This window comes from Pantoea sp. JZ29, assembly GCF_035190385.1.
Classification (GTDB): Bacteria; Pseudomonadota; Gammaproteobacteria; order Enterobacterales; family Enterobacteriaceae; genus Pantoea; species Pantoea stewartii.
Window position 1 is genome coordinate 4,245,102 of record NZ_CP045241.1, and the last position, 17,308, is coordinate 4,262,409.

The 17,308-nt window shown below is 54.3% G+C and carries 10 protein-coding genes; all 10 read right to left on the reverse strand.

What is annotated here, in order from left to right; all coding sequences use genetic code 11:
* Position 1 precedes the first annotated feature (1 nt).
* The 10 genes from GC090_RS19675 to bcsO all read right to left on the reverse strand — a co-directional run bounded on the left by GC090_RS19675 (position 2) and on the right by bcsO (position 17,242).
* A complete protein-coding gene (locus tag GC090_RS19675) occupies positions 2 to 1,510 on the reverse strand; it encodes a M16 family metallopeptidase (protein ID WP_033737328.1) in 1,509 nt (502 codons plus the stop codon).
* A gap of 246 nt (positions 1,511 to 1,756) precedes the next feature.
* Positions 1,757 to 3,046, reverse strand: a complete 1,290-nt coding sequence (locus tag GC090_RS19680) for a dicarboxylate/amino acid:cation symporter (RefSeq protein WP_172677667.1) — start codon at positions 3,044 to 3,046, stop codon at positions 1,757 to 1,759.
* Positions 3,047 to 3,261: 215 nt separating this feature from the next.
* The gene (gene hmsP / locus GC090_RS19685; RefSeq protein WP_263757234.1) at positions 3,262 to 5,271 is read right to left on the reverse strand and encodes a biofilm formation regulator HmsP; all 2,010 of its coding nucleotides are present in this window, start codon (positions 5,269 to 5,271) and stop codon (positions 3,262 to 3,264) included.
* Between the two features lie 186 nt (positions 5,272 to 5,457).
* On the reverse strand, positions 5,458 to 6,465 hold the full coding sequence (locus tag GC090_RS19690) for a family 8 glycosyl hydrolase (RefSeq protein ID WP_033737323.1): 1,008 nt from the start codon (positions 6,463 to 6,465) through the stop codon (positions 5,458 to 5,460).
* A gap of 9 nt (positions 6,466 to 6,474) precedes the next feature.
* Positions 6,475 to 6,921 carry a cellulose biosynthesis protein BcsD gene (gene bcsD, locus GC090_RS19695; protein WP_039339205.1) on the reverse strand — a complete coding sequence of 149 codons (447 nt, stop codon included), beginning with the start codon at positions 6,919 to 6,921 and terminating at the stop codon, positions 6,475 to 6,477.
* A complete protein-coding gene (locus GC090_RS19700; protein ID WP_039339203.1) occupies positions 6,921 to 10,727 on the reverse strand; it encodes a cellulose biosynthesis protein BcsC in 3,807 nt (1,268 codons plus the stop codon). The genes bcsD and GC090_RS19700 overlap by 1 nt, the downstream gene beginning before the upstream one ends.
* Positions 10,728 to 10,738: 11 nt before the next feature.
* On the reverse strand, positions 10,739 to 13,711 hold the full coding sequence (gene bcsB, locus GC090_RS19705) for a cellulose biosynthesis cyclic di-GMP-binding regulatory protein BcsB (protein WP_324020654.1): 2,973 nt from the start codon (positions 13,709 to 13,711) through the stop codon (positions 10,739 to 10,741).
* Positions 13,708 to 15,816 (reverse strand): UDP-forming cellulose synthase catalytic subunit, encoded by a 2,109-nt coding sequence (bcsA, locus tag GC090_RS19710; protein WP_324020655.1) that lies wholly within the window; start codon positions 15,814 to 15,816, stop codon positions 13,708 to 13,710. The genes bcsB and bcsA overlap by 4 nt, the downstream gene beginning before the upstream one ends.
* Before the next feature lie 53 nt (positions 15,817 to 15,869).
* The gene (bcsQ, locus tag GC090_RS19715) at positions 15,870 to 16,673 is read right to left on the reverse strand and encodes a cellulose biosynthesis protein BcsQ (RefSeq protein WP_033737319.1); all 804 of its coding nucleotides are present in this window, start codon (positions 16,671 to 16,673) and stop codon (positions 15,870 to 15,872) included.
* On the reverse strand, positions 16,664 to 17,242 hold the full coding sequence (bcsO, locus tag GC090_RS19720) for a cellulose biosynthesis protein BcsO (protein ID WP_324020656.1): 579 nt from the start codon (positions 17,240 to 17,242) through the stop codon (positions 16,664 to 16,666). The genes bcsQ and bcsO overlap by 10 nt, the downstream gene beginning before the upstream one ends.
* Positions 17,243 to 17,308 lie beyond the last annotated feature (66 nt).

Genomic DNA, 17,308 nt, shown 5'->3' on the forward strand with positions numbered 1-17,308 from the left:
ATCAGGAGGCCGGTGGGGCAGCGTCACCTGCGGGGCTGCTCTCCGGCTGGCTGACGTCAGTGCCGCCTGACTGCGCTGCCGACGGAGCAGGTTCCCCCATCAGTTTGTCCCAGTCAGCTTTAAGGCTTTTCACATTGGTTTCTGTTTCGCCTTCCGGCTGAATCAGCACCATCATGAGTTCCTGACTGAGCTGCTGCCGTAATTCCTGATTCATCTGATCACGTGTCAGACCTGCCAGGAAATCCTGCCGCAACTTTTGATACTGTTCCGGCGCGATATCCACCACAGAATTACGTTGCGAGCGCAGGCGCTGACTGATCAGCACGTCCGTATCAGTGCGAGCATAGGTGGTAAACAGCTTATTCAGTTCCAGCAGCTTCTGAGCCATCAGCGCGTCAAACTCTTCCTGAGGCAAACCGTTATCGCGTACGGCGGCCAGCTCACGTGCCACCAGATTCATATTCTGTTCCAGGCTGTCGTTGCGCGTGTCCATATTAATGGAACACTGGGCGCGTTGATAAAGCACCCGGCAATCAAAGCCAACCTGAACGCCCTGCGCTTTGCTGTTGCTCAACGCACGTTGAACGTGCCAGAACAGCGCCTCACGCGCCAGGTCGCCCCGCCAGTAACGCTGGAGGTTTTGTGAATCACGGATAGGCTGCCAGGGTGTATCCCACACCAGAGAAAGGCGGTCCTGCGCACCACTGCCGCTTACCAGATTCACTGGATCATGCGGTAACGGGGACAAGGTCGGCACCGGCGCAGCCGAACTGCGCTTGCCTTCCAGCGAGGAGAACGCTTTATTGATCTGCTCAGAAAAACTACGGCTGTCGACATTGCCGACCACATACAGAGTGATGGCATCCGGCGTGTACCACTGCTGATAAAAGCTTTTTAGCTGTGCGATATCCACCGGCGCGCGCGGTTTCTCTGCCGGATCGTGTGCTAATAGCGCGGACCCTTTCAGTCTGTAGCGCCACCAGACATCCTGCGTATCCGTTGGCCAGGTTTTAACCGGATCGGAAGCAGATAACGCGGTGTCCACCACCTGATTAGTGATCGCCATATCGCCAGCCGTCGCAGCCAGCCAGTTCAGGGCTTCCTTTAACAGGTCTGGACGGTTATTGGGTAAGCTTAAGTTATACTGCGTGTAATCATACGATGTGATGACGGGCGGTAACGGGCGCTGTGGATCGATGCCCTGCTGCCATAAAGCACGCTGCTGATTTGTATCCAGTGCGGTGTTATGAACCAGCGCCAGACGTGACAAAAGGTGGCTAAAACCGGTTTGCTGCGCACTTTCTACCAGTGAGCCTGTGTTAACCACCATACGCAATTCAATGCGGTCGCTTGGCCGTTGCGGTGTTGCCAACAGTTGCCAGCTAAATCCGTTGTCCAGTTTTCCCTGTTGCCAGGCTGGATCAGGTTGCAGCGTTTCAGCGGATGCACCGTAACTGGTCGCTGCCAGCACTAGTCCACCAACCAAAAGCCGAATTCTGGTGCCCTGCATGTGAACCCCTACTCAAACAATTCAAAAAATCGTTATCACTGGCACGTTTAGCCGCGTTTATAAGCGAACCGGTCATTGCCGATTCGCGCTGCCGATCATTAACAACAGGTTTGACCACAGGAAGACCGGGATGTCACGCAACGAAGTGAAAAACGTTGAAAAAAAACAAGTGGGGTTATTATCCAAATGCCCGCTGTCAGGGCAAGTGACAGCGGGCATTTGAGAGGATTAAATCACATTCAAGGATTAAATCGTGGATTCAGACGGGTCTTTTGCGCCATTTTTTCCCGCTAATGTCTCACCCAACTGTTTTTTATCCAGTTGATCAACCCATTTCGCGACCACAACGGTTGCTACGCCATTACCTACCAGGTTCGTCAGCGCACGGGCTTCTGACATAAAGCGGTCGATACCCAAAATCAGCGCCAGGCCGGCAACGGGTAAATGTCCCACTGCCGACAGTGTTGCAGCCAGAACAATAAAGCCGCTGCCTGTAACGCCCGCCGCCCCTTTAGAAGAGAGCAGTAATACCACCAGCAGGGTAACCTGATGGAAGATATCCATATGCGCATTTGTTGCCTGAGCAATGAAAACGGCCGCCATCGTCAGGTAGATAGAGGTACCGTCCAGGTTAAAGGAGTAACCTGTGGGAATGACCAGTCCCACCACGGATTTCTTACAACCCAGCCGCTCCATCTTATCCAGCATACGCGGCAGCGCCGATTCGGATGAGGACGTTCCCAGAACAATCAGCAGTTCTTCTTTAATGTAGGCAATGAATTTGAAGATGCTAAAGCCACCGAAGAGGCGGGCAATCAGCCCCAGCACAACGACGACAAACAGCACACAGGTAATATAGAAACAGATAATGAGCTGGCCAAGCTGCACCAGTGAACCTACGCCATATTTACCAATGGTAAAGGCCATGGCACCAAAGGCCCCGATAGGCGCCAGGCGCATAATCATATTGATAATGCCGAAAATGACCTTTGAGAAGCTCTCGATCACATTGAAAATCAATGTGCCCGTGTTGCCCAGACGATGCAATGCGAAGCCAAACAGCACGGCAAACAGTAATACCTGCAGGATATTGCCACTGGCGAAGGCGCCAATCACGCTACCCGGAATCACATCCAGTAAAAAGGCCACAATGCCTTGCTGCTCAGCCTGTTGCGCATAGATGGCAACCGCTTTGGCATCCAGCGTCGCAGGATCAACGTTCATTCCCGCGCCAGGTTGCACAACGTTAACGACGATCAGGCCGATAATCAGCGCAAGGGTACTGACGATTTCAAAGTAAAGCAGCGCAACCGCACCGGTGCGACCCACGGCTTTCATGCTTTCCATTCCGGCAATACCGGTAACGACTGTGCAGAAAATCACGGGGGCGATGATCATCTTGATCAGTTTAACAAAGCCATCCCCTAGCGGCTTCATCTGCGTCCCTAAATCAGGATAGAAATGGCCCAGAAGCACGCCGATGGCGATGGCGACCAGAACCTGGAAATAAAGGCTTTTAAATAGTTTCATAAACAGGTATCCACTAACGAGAGGTAATGTTGTCGGATTTTTTATTGTGACTGTCTGACAGGGCTGGCAGGTCAGGCAGTGGACAGAAAATAACACTCTGTTTACGTGATTAATACAGGGCTGCAAAGTCAGGGGAAATGATAGGCGCGTAATTCTGAACTGAAACGCTTCAGCAAGGGGTTTTGTAACTAAATTTCTCGCAAAATCAAGGAATCAGGTCGTTATTCCTCCTCCAGGGCATTATCCAGCCATTGATGAGTAAATTGCGCCAGCGGCACGGCTTCAGAATAAAGATAGCCCTGACCAATCGTGATACCGCGGGCCAGCAGCCAGTCACGCTGTTCACTGGTTTCTACCCCTTCAGCAATGACATCCAGGTCAATAATGTCAGCAATGGCCGCCACGATACGCACCATCGTGTCGTCCTCAGGCAACGCGGCAACAAAGCTGCGATCCATTTTCAGTTTGTTAACCGGTAAGGCTTTAAACTGATGCAGGTAGTTAAGATTGGAATAGCCCATCCCAAAGTCATCCAGTGCAACGGCAACGCCGGTTTTTTGCAACATCCGCAGCAGGGAAATAGCCTGCTCAGCATCGCCCATTTGCGCGGTTTCGGTAATCTCCAGCACTAATGTGCCTGGCGCAATTGAATGGCGCACCAGCAAGGATTGCAGATGATTCACAATGCTGACATCGCGTAACTGAACGGCAGAAATATTGATACTCAGCGGGACCCTCACCCCATGGCGCTGCCAGCCAGCCAGAATGCGGCATGCTTCTTCAAATACCCAGCGGCCAATCGCTGAAATCACCCCGATTTCTTCCGCGCTGGCGATGAACTCTTCGGGTAATCCGTACCGGCCGTCCGCCTGACGCATACGCAGTAGTGCCTCCGCACCCGCCAGCCTGCCGGTGCGCATATCAATCTGGGGTTGCAAATAGAGGGCAAACTGCTCGTCGTGCAAGCCCTGTAAGATATCGTGTTCCTGAGTTAAGCGCTTTTGCGCCCGTTCGGTGAGGGCGGCATCAAAAAACAGGATCTGATTTTTGCCCTGACGACGGGCTGACATCATTGCGGAGGTCGCACGATCCAGCATCTCATTAGCCCCCGTCGTTTCATCTTCTTCGCTTAACGCCAGACCGATACTGGCATTGGGTCGCAGTTGTAGCTGATGCAGAGTGACAGGCTGATTAAGGCGAATCATCAGATTGCGGGCCAGTCGCATCGCGCGAAAGGGGTTGCTGGCTGATTTCATCAGTAAGACAAAATCACTGGTAGCAGTCTGTGCCAGCAATGTCTGATCATCAATGGTGCTGCGAATTTTCTCGGCCAGCGTCAGCATCAACGTATCGCGCTGTTCATCACTCAGTACACCATTCGCTTCCTGCAGGGTTTCGATGCGTATCACCATCACACTAAAAGCATGGCGACGAGCGCGGATAAACTGTTCCAGTAAAGCTAAAAACAGCGCCCGATTCGGCAGATCGGTGACGTCGAAATGCGTTGTTAACCGACTCATCTGATCATGAATGGACTCAAGCACCTGCTGGTTGCGGTTATAGCTGCGAATCAACATACCGATTTCATCGTCACGGTGATCGGCTGGCACAGACAGTTTGTGGGTCAGAATCGCCTGCGGTGGCAGTTCCTGTATTTCACGGGAGATACGGCGCAGCGGATGCACCACCAACCGGTTTATACACCAGCTAATTGAAACGGACAGGATGAGTGCCAGCAGCAAATAGGTGATGATCATCGTGGAGAACGTGCTCAGAATAAACTGGTAAACACGAAATGAATTCGCCTGCAGTACCAGATAAGCCAGCGGCTTCGGTAAACCGGTATGCTCAACAGAGTAGAGCGGTAAGGTGATTTGCACCGGCAGTTCAAAGATCCTGGCGATCAGTCTGGGAACGGGTTTCTCGTTTTCGAAGTTCGCATGCAGCGCCTGGAACGCATTCGGCAGCACCACATCAGCACGCGACAAAATTCCGGCAGGTTTTAACGAATTAAGAATGCGTTCAGCCTGAGGGATGTCCGCTTTCAGCACCGCTTCAGACAGCGGCTGACGCACGGTATGCGCGATATTCTCCATCTGCTGGGCGTAGTCGATTCTGCGCTGTTGCACAAAATGAAACAGTTGGATAACGATAAAAATGCTGATGGTCACTGTCGCAATCAGCGAGACTGTCGCCATCTGTTTTATCGTCAGCGATCGGCTTACGCGCAAAAATTCACTCCCGGCTCGTGACGAGCGTAGACATCAGAAAAGAAAAGCGCGTCAAGTATATCCTATCGCAAGATGTATTTGTGGCTTAAGGGGGCGGAAGCAGACGAATCGGAATTGCGGTCACGTCAGTGACCACATGAAAAGCGGCATGCCGGAACAGCATGCCGCAGAGCGGGCATCAGGCGCTTAGTGCTTCTCCTGCCAGGCTGTCCAGGTCAGCAACTGGAGACTGGCAGAAAAGTAGTTCTGCCCGGGCGACAGCTTGTCGCTCAGGTAGCCGGTTTGGTTCAGCACCAAATCCCGTACCGCCAGTAAGCCGCCGTCCATATTATAAGGGGCCGCCGTATTGGCCAGAACATCAAACCAGGCTGGCGTATTCGTGCGACTATAACCTTGCCAGAGGCGCTGAAAGGGGCCCAGCGCCAGGCTTTGCGGATCGTACCACCAGATGTTGAGCGGGACGCGAATCGCGTCATAACTGAATCGGTTTGAATAGCCCACCGCTGGCGCAACGGAACCATCCGCATTCAGCGCTACCCAGTCCAGCGGCAGGTCGCTGTTGCCGAAATGCATTTTGCCCAGCAAGGCCATTCCACCGTCAATCAGCTTATTCCATACCTGTAGATGGCTGCGCTGGCCAAACTCCTGCCAGGCAACAAACAGAAAATAAGACGGGTTCAGCACCACATAGCTGTTTTTGTTGAAACCCTGCGCACCGGGCATCAACACGGTGTAACCGCCGAAATTCGCCACATCCAGTTTTACAATGGCACGCTGAATGCGGTCTGATTCCTGTTGGTAATCTGCGACGTTCCACTTTTGCGCCGCACGCTGTAAGGCCCAGGCAATTAACACATCGCCATCAGAAGCATTGTTTTTATCCGCTACCGGATCCTGTGCTCCGGGAATATAGCGCCAGTAGAACAGATCGTTTTGCGGATTTCGCAACGTGGTGCGCGTCCATTTCCAGAGCCGGTCAAAAGCCGCGCGGTCATCGTAGGCGACCGCCAGCAACATGCCGTAACCCTGCCCTTCGGTATGGCTGACATTATTATTTCCCGTATCAATAATGCGCCCGTCTGACTGCAGGAAGCGGCTTTTGTAGGTATCCCACCCGTTGGCCATCGCCTGAGCACTAAAAAACATCACCATAAAACAGACCAGAATTCCTGACCACACTGACTTAAGTCTCATCAGAGCACCTTATTGATATCGGAAATGCAACGTATTGCCGTCATTAAGCTCCAGCGTCACCGGTACGGCTTTACTGCCGCCCTGCCCCTGAAGCCAGCCGGAGAAAAGCCCCGCGAGAATGGCAGCAAATGCCGTCTGCCAGTCGGCGGCAGGCTGATAACTGTCGCCTGCGGGTGCAGCGTGGTGCTTAATTAAGATGGCACTATCCTGAGGCTGTAACTGAACAAACCCCCAGTTGAAGCGGGCCAGTTGCAGGTTACATTCACGCTCCAGATCCTGCACGGTACGGGCTGCGGGCAACGCATAACGTGCCGCAAGTGATTCACCCATGTTATATAAAAAAGCCGTGGCCTGCTCCTGGCCCGCGTTGGCAATCATGCCTTCGACCAGAACGCTGACCAGATCAAACCAGCCAGGCTGATGTGGGTGGCTCGGCCCACTCAAAGCTTCACTCATTAGTTGTCTCCGAACAGGTAGCGGAAATAGAGCTGCGCGCTGCTTTCGTTATAATCACCAAAGGTGTCATAACCCAGTTGCCCGCCAATCGTGACATCTTTATCGATTTTATAATCGGCACCTGCATGCAGGTTGTAACCTACACCGTTTTTACTGTTGCCCTCGTAGAAGGCGCTTTTGACATGCCCGTTGGCGGCCAGCGCTTCCAGCTGTGCCTGACGGGACGGATCGTTCGGGAAGTACGCACTCTTATCCTGGCTGTAACTCTGGTAACCCAACGCGCCGCCAATATTCACCTTCAGGTCATCGAAGGTGCGCGTGAAGTCGATCGGGAAGGAGATGGACGCATAATCCTGCGGGCTAAAATAGCCACCCTGTCCGTAGCTGAAGTAGCTGAGATTTTTTGAGAAATCCATCCACGATAAACTCATACCGACTTTAAGTTCACGATCGTCAGCATGGAATGGACGAACATAGACGCCCGCATTGGCTTGCAGGTTGTTGTTACTGGCTACGTTTTCACCTACATAGCTGTAAGCGCCAGCCCCGACATACATGCCGGCGTCGCCATTATCGTAGCTCAGTAAGGCATTACCGCCGTTTTTGGTGACGTTCCCCCAACGCTTGCCGCTGGATTTATCTTCAGTCCCGACATAGGACAGCAGACTGTCAGTAATCGCACGCCGTTCCCCGGTCAGGATAAGCGTCAGGAAGTCCGTGATTTTGGGCGACCACTGCACACCACCGACCAGCGTATTCAGGTCCTGGCCCAGCGGCGTACTGCCTAAATCCACTTTGTAGCTGTCGCCCTTAAGCGCCAGGCTTAGCTCAACCCCAGAGGCCGTTTGCGAATTGGTCGAGGCCGTCGGCACATCGTCCACTTTTGCGCCATTGGCCGCCACCACTTTGCCTTGTTCCAGCGCGTTGGTGCCGAAACGCCGCCATGCATCGCCCGCAGCGCTGCCCGCCGTCAGTGACACTGGCGTCATGGTAAAGTCGAACCGTGCGTCGCCGAACGGCACAGTTGAGAAAGTGAGTGGAGCTTTCGCTTCCGTCAGCTGACTCAGGCCCGACTCACCGTCACGTCCGCGTACCTGTACCGTGCCCTGTGCCCAGGTGCCCGTTTTTTCCTGGAGGGTTTCCATCATGGCATCAATATCATGTAACGTCTGAGCCTGCTGAGAGGGAACATTCGTCGTACTGGCCACGGTGGCATCCGGCGATGTGCCTGATGAGGCCGGCGCAACCTGCCAGGGCAATACCGTGCCATACGTCGACGGCGTGCGCCCAACAGGCGAGGTGCTGCGGTTCACAAATGGGTTGTCGGCGAGTGCCAGTCCGCCGATGGTTGGCGTGGTGCCGGGCTGCGCACCTTGCAGACCGATAATTTGTCCCCGCGCCGTTCGCAGATAACGCATGGCCTGGCTATGGTCGCCATTGGCTTCTGCCACCTGCGCGAGGAGCAACTGACGTTGCGGCGTCGGGTCGGGCGTCAGGCCACGGGCCAGTTCATTGGCACGCTGCACATCGTTTTGCGCCAGGGCAACATTGATCGCGCCAACGCGCGCGTCCTGCGACGGCGTATCCTGCGTCATTAAGTAGTCATAGACGACGCCCGCGTCTTTATTCATTTTGCCGTCCTGATAGAGACGGGCCATGGCAAACATTAAATCGCGGTTTTGTGGATCGCGCTGCAGCGCGCCAATTAACTTATCGTACGCGGCGGCGTACTGTTTCTGCTGACGCAGACGATCCACCTCGTTAATCAAATAGCCTTCACGCAAGTCGGCCAGTTGCTTAGGCGTACTGCGTGCCTGCAGCGCAGGCGTGCTCAGAAAACGTTGTGCTTCACTCTCAAGTCCGGCCTGGTTAAGCACGGCCACCTGTGCAGCATAGTCACCGGCATTGCCCTGAACACCCCGTTGCATATTGCCACGCACGACCGCTACGGCACCGGCAAGATCGCCGGCTTTTGCCAGTTTCTGTGCCAGATTTCCCGCATCAACCGGATTATCCGGCGGGTTGACGGCAAGGGCTTTTAACGTATTCGCCGCCGCCGCATCAGATCCTTGAGCCAGATACTGATCGGCCGTGGCCATTTGCAGATTAAAATTTACCCGCTGTGCCAGTTCTCGCATATCACGCGTTTGTGCACTGGCAGGAATACGGGCCAGCAATGCGCTTGCCTGCTGCCAGGCACCACTTTCGCTGGCGTTTAACGCACCGGCATAAAGCTCAGCCGTGCTGGCGCCGTCGCGCATCACTGGCTGCATCACGCTCGCCGCCTGGATTGAATCACCTTGCTGCCGATAAAGTCGCGCCAAATCAAGGCGTAACCAGCCATCCTGCGGATAGCGCTGAATGCCCTGCTGCAAGGTGGCGATAGCCGCACTGATGTTGCCCGCTGCTACCTGCCGCTTCGCCAACTGGCGAACAGGATCGACGCTGCTGCCACGCGGCGCCACACTTTGTCTGACGCTTTCTGGCAGCGAAGCCAGTAATGTATTGGCCTCCGCAGTGCGATTCTGCTGGCGTAACACATAGAACAGCCCTTCGCGCGCATTGCGGTTATCCGGATCGTTTTTTAAGATCGTGCGATAAGCCTGCTCAGCCTGCTCAGGTTGATTGCTTCGACGTAACACATCAGCGCGGAATAAGCCTGCTGCCACGCCTTTTTCGCCTTCCGCCTGAGTAAGGGGGGCGCTGAGTGCCAGTGCCTGCGCACTGTCACCGTTTTTAAATGCCTGTTGGGCGTTGGCTAACTGGGCATAAAAACGCGCATCAGCAGCCTGCTTCTGCCGATCGGCGCTCTGATCGCCGCCCAGTTGTGCCGCGCGCTGCAAGTAGTCCGCCGCCTCCTGATAACGGCCTTCTCGTTGAGCCACATAACCCATGCCAGCCAGCGCATCCGCATCCTGGGGGTTCGCCTGCAGCACTTTGCCAAAACTGGTTTCTGCGCTGTTCACATCACCGCTGTTCAGCGCGCTAAAACCTGCCCCCTTCTCCGCGCCGCCGACATTTTTACGGTAATAGTCCATCACCGCAGTATCCTGGGGATGACGCTGCTGCCAGGTTTGGTAAAGCGGCGCATCTGAAGCCTGGGGCCCCAGCCATAAAAGTGCCTGGCGAAGAGAGCGATCGGCATCCTGATTGCCGCTGGCCAGTGTACTGAGCAGCTCAATCCCTTCACGTCGGGTTGAATCCTGATATGTCAGTGCTTTTCCCAGCGCCAGTCTGGCCCCCATATCCTGCGGATGCTGAGCCGAAAACTGGCGCAATGCTTCAATCGCCTGCGGCAGCAGGGCACGGTCACCCGCCATGGTCAGGTAATATTCCGCAGCAACGCTGGGGGGCGGCTCATTGCCGCTAAAGGTATTGCGCCAGGTTTGCAAGGCCGCCGCGATATTGCCACTCCGCGCCTGCTGGCGAGCCAGGGAGAGCTGTGCCTGAGGAATGCTTTGCAGCTGGCGAGCGTTATCCAGTTCAGCCAGGTGCGGATCGTTGGGCGAAACCTGGCTGAGGCGCGCACGGTACTGCATCGCGCCCGCATTATCGCCACTTTGCTGAGAATAGAGCGCCAGCAGGTAAAGTGCCTGGGTGTTATCAGGCTCCACCATTAACACTTTCTGCAGGGACGCCTTCGCCAGATCATCGTGCGCTTTTTGATGCCAGTAGGTTGCCTGATCAAATAACGCCTGCAGCGCAGGATTGCTGCTCTCCGCTGCCTGAAGCGGCAGAGATAAGGCGATTGTCCCGCCCAGCACTAACGCGCGACAGATCCCGGCACTGATTTGGTTTTTATTCATTATTATGGCCCTTACTTCTTACCGGCATCGCGATTATCATTTGCCTGCAGTCGACGCGAGGCATGTCGTTTCAACATGGCCCACGCGGCACTGCCCACCACGGCGGAAAACAGCAGTGCAGCCAGCGCCATTAATACCGAGTGCTGGTTGGCATACCATACCACCATCATGTACCACGGCATTTCCCCACTGGGAAACTGCGGCCCAACCCGGAAGCTTCGGATGCCATTCTCATCGGTAATAATGGCAGTATCGCCTCTTACCGCCGCATTAATGCGGGCAGAGCTGAGGTCACCATGTAATCTCAGCAACTGGTCGTCACTGGTAGCAACCGCCATCACGACCAGACGATCCGGGTTCCATGTCGAGCGGTAACTCAGAAAACCACGCCAGGACTCATTCGAAGAGAAATAGCGATCGGCATCCAGTGGTTGACGATACCAGTCACCCATCAGCCAGCTGCGCAGTTTTTCAAGCGTGGTCGGTTCTTTCACACCCAGCGCGCTGCCGTTAGCGTCATAAGGCGAGTTTTCGAGCATTGCCTGATTGAATGCGCTGTTTCCGGTCGTGCTCACGGCCAGTAAATCCGTTTGCTGAACCCGTGCCAGGTTATTGCCGCCGTTTGGCAGACCAAACAACACCTGATTCTGTGCCAGGACAACACCCGTCGCATTTCCCGCGCGAGCGGACAGATTTAACAGCGTGGAAATTTCCGCATCGCTGGGCTGCCCGGGCAGCAGTAGTGTGGTTTGTGAAAAGTCCGCCAGACGGGAAAACGGAAACGAAGCGCCCACAAAATAGGACAGGTTAGGCAACATGCTAAAGTGCCGCGTGTGACTCAGATCGATCCAGGAGTCCTCTTCAATTCGGCTCTTAATATTGTTGTTGAGTAACACGCCGCAGGGCGCATCCGCTTTGGGCTTAATATTAAAATAGAGCGCCAGCTGGTTATCGCCGTAAATCAGATAGGGATCGAGGTTAATCTGGTAATGCTCCTGACGCGCATCGCCACCCAGGCGGTGCCAGACGCTTTCCAGAAGCCCCTCTTTATTGACGGTCAGATTACGCAGGAAGGTTCCGTTCAGGGTGACATTGAGCAGTGAGTTTTTCTCATCAATCCAGGTCTCTGACGGAAAGCGGTAATGCAAATGGAGCGGAACCGTATCCCCATCCCACAAAAACAGATCGGGCGCTGCGCGGAAATTAACCCGCATCGCATCGTGCCAGATACCGGTCGCGGTAAGGCTTTGATCTTTGCGCAACAGCTGACCCAGACGGACAGGATGGAGCGTATTGATCCAGCGAGGCGCATCGTAAGGACTGCGACTGGCAATGGATTGCGGCTTAACCTGTAACATGCTGCCATCGGTAGTCAGGGGCTGGGTTGTCAGACGATTCGCGGCCTGGCGCAACTGATTTTCGTCTGCGCCACTCACCAGCAGCAGCTTATACACCGGATTGCCTGGATTATCGACCATTTGCAGGGTGGGCCCTGAACCGGCAGGAAAGGTCAGTGTGCCAATCTTGTCACCGGGATGACCAAACAAGATGCCGTTTTTTTCCGGCAGCGTACCGCGGACGACCGGGAAGCTGATGCCGCGGTAATCACTTTGAATGCCCAACCAGGATGCCACCAGCACTGCCGCAGTGACCGTGTCGGGTGAAACGCTGTTGGTAAAGGCAAACGTGACATCCGCTGCGGTCATACGTTGCGGGTCAATAAATGGCCGCGGGAAGTTACGCAGGCTGGTACCAATATTTAACTGCTGGCCTTCAAGGCTCAACATCGTTTTGGGCAGAATAGTCACCTGATACTGTTCCGCACTGTCTTTTTCGCACAACAGCTTATCGGCGTCGTTAATTTTAAAACTCAGGTTGTTGTTGGACACGATCATGGCCGCCGGAATGTCCAGCTGGTAATCGCTTTCATCACTGTCGCCCGAACCTAACGGCAGCGTACCGAGCGGTTGGCCGTTTAACATTAACTGCAGAGAGGTATTACGTGCCGCCAGCGCCTGGGAAACGCGCAGCGACAGGTTAAGGCGTGCGTTGGTCACTACCTCATCGCCTGGCAACGTAAACAGGATACCCGATTGCAGTTGACCACCGGTCAGCGTAATCCCCTGCCGCTGCCCCATTTGCGCCACGCTCAGCGTGCTGCTGACGGGCTGATTGAGCATGCTGCTGGCCATCGCGGTCGCCGTAGCCTGACCCGGTGCATAAGGGGTTGCACCCGCCGCCGCTTCCAGGGCCGGTTCTGCGTTATCAAGCCCCGCCGGTGGCGGTACGCTCGACAGCGCGCTGCTGTCATGGGTGACGGTAGCAGGGCTGCTGGCAGACGGCGCAGCGGCTGTCCCGCCATTCGGCATCGCCGATCCGGAAGCCGCCTCATGAGTTGAGGTTGATACCGCAGGGTTCTCTGCCCCGGTGCTGGCTGCTGGGGCTGCGCTGTTATTCAGCCCGGCATTGCTGTCTGGCGCTGGGCTGTTGTTTGGTGTGGTATTGCTATCCGGTGCAGTCCTCATGATCGGGGCAGCACTGCTATCTGGCACAGGGCTGTTGTTGATTACTGCGTTGCTGCCAGGTGCGGCGCTGTTGTTGAGGGTGGTATCGCCATCCGTTGCAGTCCTCATGATCGGGGCAGCACTGCTATCTGGCACAGGGCTGTTGTTGATTACTGCGTTGCTGCCAGGTGCGGCGCTGTTGTTGAGGGTGGTATTACCATCCGCTGCAGTCCTCATGATCGGGGCAGCACTGTTACCTGTCGCAGGGCTGTTGTTGATTACTGCGCTGTTATTCGGCACCGCGCCACTTTCTGGTGCCGCGCTGTTGTTTAACACCGCATTGCTGTCCGTGATCTGGCCGTTATTTACCGCAGTAAGGCTGGCGTTATTACCGGCAACGGGCGCCTCTGCCGACGCCGGCAGAGCCCACAATGCAGCCGAAAGCGACCCTGCAAGCATCAACTGTATCAACATTCTCATACTGCACTGTCCTCTTTCACCGCCACGTTTTGCGCTCCGCTTTTACGTTTCTCACGGCGATCTAACCAGGTCAGCCAGAACAGTTCGAAAACAGTACGAATAATGGTACCCAAAGAAGTAAGGGGGTTATCTTGCTTATATTCAGGCTGAATCCATGCATCCGCTCGCGCCAGTACCACACGCACCAGTTCGCGACGACGCGACAGCGGCATTGCGCCAAAGCTGAGACGAATGCTCTCTTCATCGCCGGAAATTTTGCTTGCCGGGATAGTAATCGTGCCGGATTTCAGCAACAGATCGATCTCTTCAATCGTGTCATGCTCATGACGGTTATCCGGTGCGTCCAGATGCGCGCCACCCATTGAGAGATCGCTGGTCATAGTGCGCGAGGAAATACCGCTGGCGTAATGAATAATGGCCGGAATTTGCACCTCGATACGAATCGTTTTTCGTACCTGCTTGGTTTCACGCGCGACCGCAATCGCGGCCATTAAAATAATTAAGCTGAAGATCGCCCAGCCTACGTTAAGGGCAATCACGTAAGGATCGACACCAAAATAGTCATGCATCGTCGCACGCACGATACCCGCTACGATGCCAATGCTGAGCAATAGCGCAACGATGACGTGCGGGCGAACAATATGGAAATCGAAGAAGCCCTGATCCAGTACGCCGCCTTTGTCCGTTACGTTAAATTTGCCATGCTTAGGTGACAGCAATGTCAAAATCGTCGGAATCACCAGGTGGAAACACATGACGGTTTCATAAATTTCCCCCCAGAAGGTGTAGCGGAAACGGCCATTCATACGCGAGTTTACCGACAACGACAGCACCAGATGAGGCAGGACATAAGCAAAAATAAGCGATGCTGACGAATGGATAATATTCAGATTGAACAACAGATAAGCCAGCGGGGCGGTCAGGAAGATGACGCGCGGCAGACCAAACTGGAAATGCAGCATGGCATTGAGATAGCAAAGCCGCTGTTGCCACTTTAAGCCACGACCCAAAAGTGGGTTATCGACGCGGAAAATCTGCGTCATTCCGCGGGCCCAGCGGGTACGTTGTATTACGTGCAGGCCCAGACGTTCAGTCGCCAGGCCTGCAGCCAGAGGAATGGCCAGAAAGGCCGATCCCCACCCACGACGCTGCATTTTCAACGCCGTATGGGCATCTTCGGTCACCGTTTCGACGGCGAAACCGCCAATCTCTTCCAGCGCAGAACGACGAATGACGGCACAGGAACCGCAGAAGAAGGTCGCGTTCCAGTTGTCATTACCCTGCTGCACCGGACCATAGAACAGCGCACCCTCATTAGGAATGCTGCGCGCTGCGCGCAGATTGCGTTCAAAAGGATCGGGCGAATAAAAATAGTGCGGCGTCTGTAACAGCGCCAGCTTAGGATCTTTCAGGAACGGGCCCACCGTTGCCTGTAAAAATGTGCGGGTCGCTACGTGGTCGCAGTCAAACACGCAAATCAGTTCACCTTTTGTGATCTTCATTGCGTGATTAAGATTACCGGCTTTGGCATGGCTGTTATCGTCGCGCGTGATGTAGCCCACACCCACGTCGGCCGCGAATACAGCAAACTCCCGGCGTTTTCCATCGTCAAGCAGGTAAACCTTTATCTTGTCACGCGGATAGTCAATGCACTGTGCGGCCAGAACAGTGTCACGTACGACATCAAGACTTTCATTATACGTGGGGATATAGACATCAACCGTTGGCCACAGGCTGGTGTCCTCCGGCAGGGGTTCAATCGTTCGCTTTAATGGCCATGTGGTTTGCAGGAAGCCGAGTATAAGGATCAGCCAGACATACAGTTCCGCAATATATAAGCCAATGCCAAGAATCGCTTCGATTTCAGAATTAAAATACAGTGTTTCCGTCGTCCGCCACCATATATAGCGGGATGACATCAGGGCAGAAAGAATAACCATCACTACCGTTATTTTACGGCTTTTACTGAACCCCAATAAAAACACCATACCAATGCTAATCAAGCCAAAAATATACTGTTTTTGACTATCCATCGGCGTGATAATAATCACCGCAGCAACAGGTGCAAGCACCAGCAGCAGCAGGTAAAACCCAAGTTTACCCATGACCCACCCTGAAAGAGCTGTTTTTTTTAACCTGCCGGAGCAGGTCATTACATTTAGTAGTTACCGGTGTTAATTTGCGCCTGAACTTCGCCATTCCCCACCGTGATATTCAGAATACTGGCGACACGCTTGGTGATCAGTTCGATATCAAAGGCAGCAGCAGAGGCAGGGCTGAAATCATAAACGGATTGCTGCGAGGCGTTGGCCTCACCCACACTTTCATCACGATGAATCTGCCCCAGGAGCGTATCGCCCAGCCGTTGCTGAAGAAAAGCGGTCACATCGCGATTGATATTCCGGCGATTGTCGCACTGGTTGAGGACAAAATAGTGACCGTGCCGGCTGTTCAGCGGCTGCCCAATCAGGCGGTTTTCTTCAATATGGGGTAACAGTGACACGGAGGCGGTATCCGCCAACATAACGACCAAATGCATATCGGCTAATGCCCTGATGGCTTTAAGCGCAGGTCCGGGTCCGGGAGGAAAGTCCGCTACCATCACCAGGCCGGGATAGTTCAGTAACGTATCAAGGCCTCGCTTGAGAAAATGCGGGTCTTTAGTCAGATTCTCTTCGAACCGCTCACGCTGGGCTTCGGTAACATTGCCGTAAGGCAGAACAAAAATGTTCCCTCCGGTCGTCAAAATAGACTGGCTCCAGTCAGCCTGCTCTTCTGAGCGAGCAACGAAACCCCGTCCGTCATTCAGGGGAACGCCGAAATGAAGACGCAATGCATTCTGTACATCAAAATCAATTGCCAATACCTTGCTACCCGATCGGGCCAGACTCCAGGCCAGATTGGCTGCCAACGTAGTTTTTCCCACCCCACCTTTGGGCGAGCACACACAAACTAACGGCATAAGGCAATCTTCTCCAGTAACGGTTTTAATAACGTTTCTTTAGGTAAATTCTCTGACGCGCTGTTACGCGCACGGAACAGATCGCTGAAGCGACCGTTCTCTGCTTCAGGACGTGCCGGGATTGAGGGGGCAGTGTCAGGTGCCGTTACCGGCGCATGCGTCTTCTGTACAGCGGCCCCGGCCTGAGGCGTTGCTGAGGATGTCGGGAACAGGGAAGAGGAAGCGTGTGAAGCAGGCTCAGTCACGTCAGGAAGCGGCTCGCTGGCTGACAGGCTGTTTATGAGGGAACGGGAAGAGGCAGATGCAGGCGTCGACACCTGCGCGCTCTGAGTTAACGCTGAACCCATGTCCAGACTAAACTCATCACCCTGAATCGGTTGTGGCTGGGGTAAATCAATACGCTGGCCACCACTAAACGGCATTTGCTGATCGTCACTCGCCAGTTGACGAATGAGAGACCATTTACTTTTCTCCGCCGCTTCCTGCGATTGGCCTGACATATCCTGAAAGGCGATATCGAGCGTTTTTGTCTTTTCCTTAAAACGCTGTAAGTCGTCGTAATTCTTCATACACCACAACCTAAAACATAGGGAGGATTTTTCCAGGAATATATCATAATAATTTGAACACAGTGA

Excerpts from the sequence above, each read along its gene's own strand:
- bcsQ (WP_033737319.1), bottom strand. The coding sequence starts at position 16,673 with ATGCCGTTAGTTTGTGTGTGCTCGCCCAAAGGTGGGGTGGGAAAAACT.
- bcsA (WP_324020655.1), bottom strand. The coding sequence starts at position 15,816 with ATGGGTAAACTTGGGTTTTACCTGCTGCTGCTGGTGCTTGCACCTGTT.
- GC090_RS19700 (WP_039339203.1), bottom strand. The coding sequence starts at position 10,727 with ATGAATAAAAACCAAATCAGTGCCGGGATCTGTCGCGCGTTAGTGCTG.
- GC090_RS19675 (WP_033737328.1), bottom strand. The coding sequence starts at position 1,510 with ATGCAGGGCACCAGAATTCGGCTTTTGGTTGGTGGACTAGTGCTGGCA.
- bcsO (WP_324020656.1), bottom strand. The coding sequence starts at position 17,242 with ATGAAGAATTACGACGACTTACAGCGTTTTAAGGAAAAGACAAAAACG.
- bcsD (WP_039339205.1), bottom strand. The coding sequence starts at position 6,921 with ATGAGTGAAGCTTTGAGTGGGCCGAGCCACCCACATCAGCCTGGCTGG.
- GC090_RS19690 (WP_033737323.1), bottom strand. The coding sequence starts at position 6,465 with ATGAGACTTAAGTCAGTGTGGTCAGGAATTCTGGTCTGTTTTATGGTG.
- bcsB (WP_324020654.1), bottom strand. The coding sequence starts at position 13,711 with ATGAGAATGTTGATACAGTTGATGCTTGCAGGGTCGCTTTCGGCTGCA.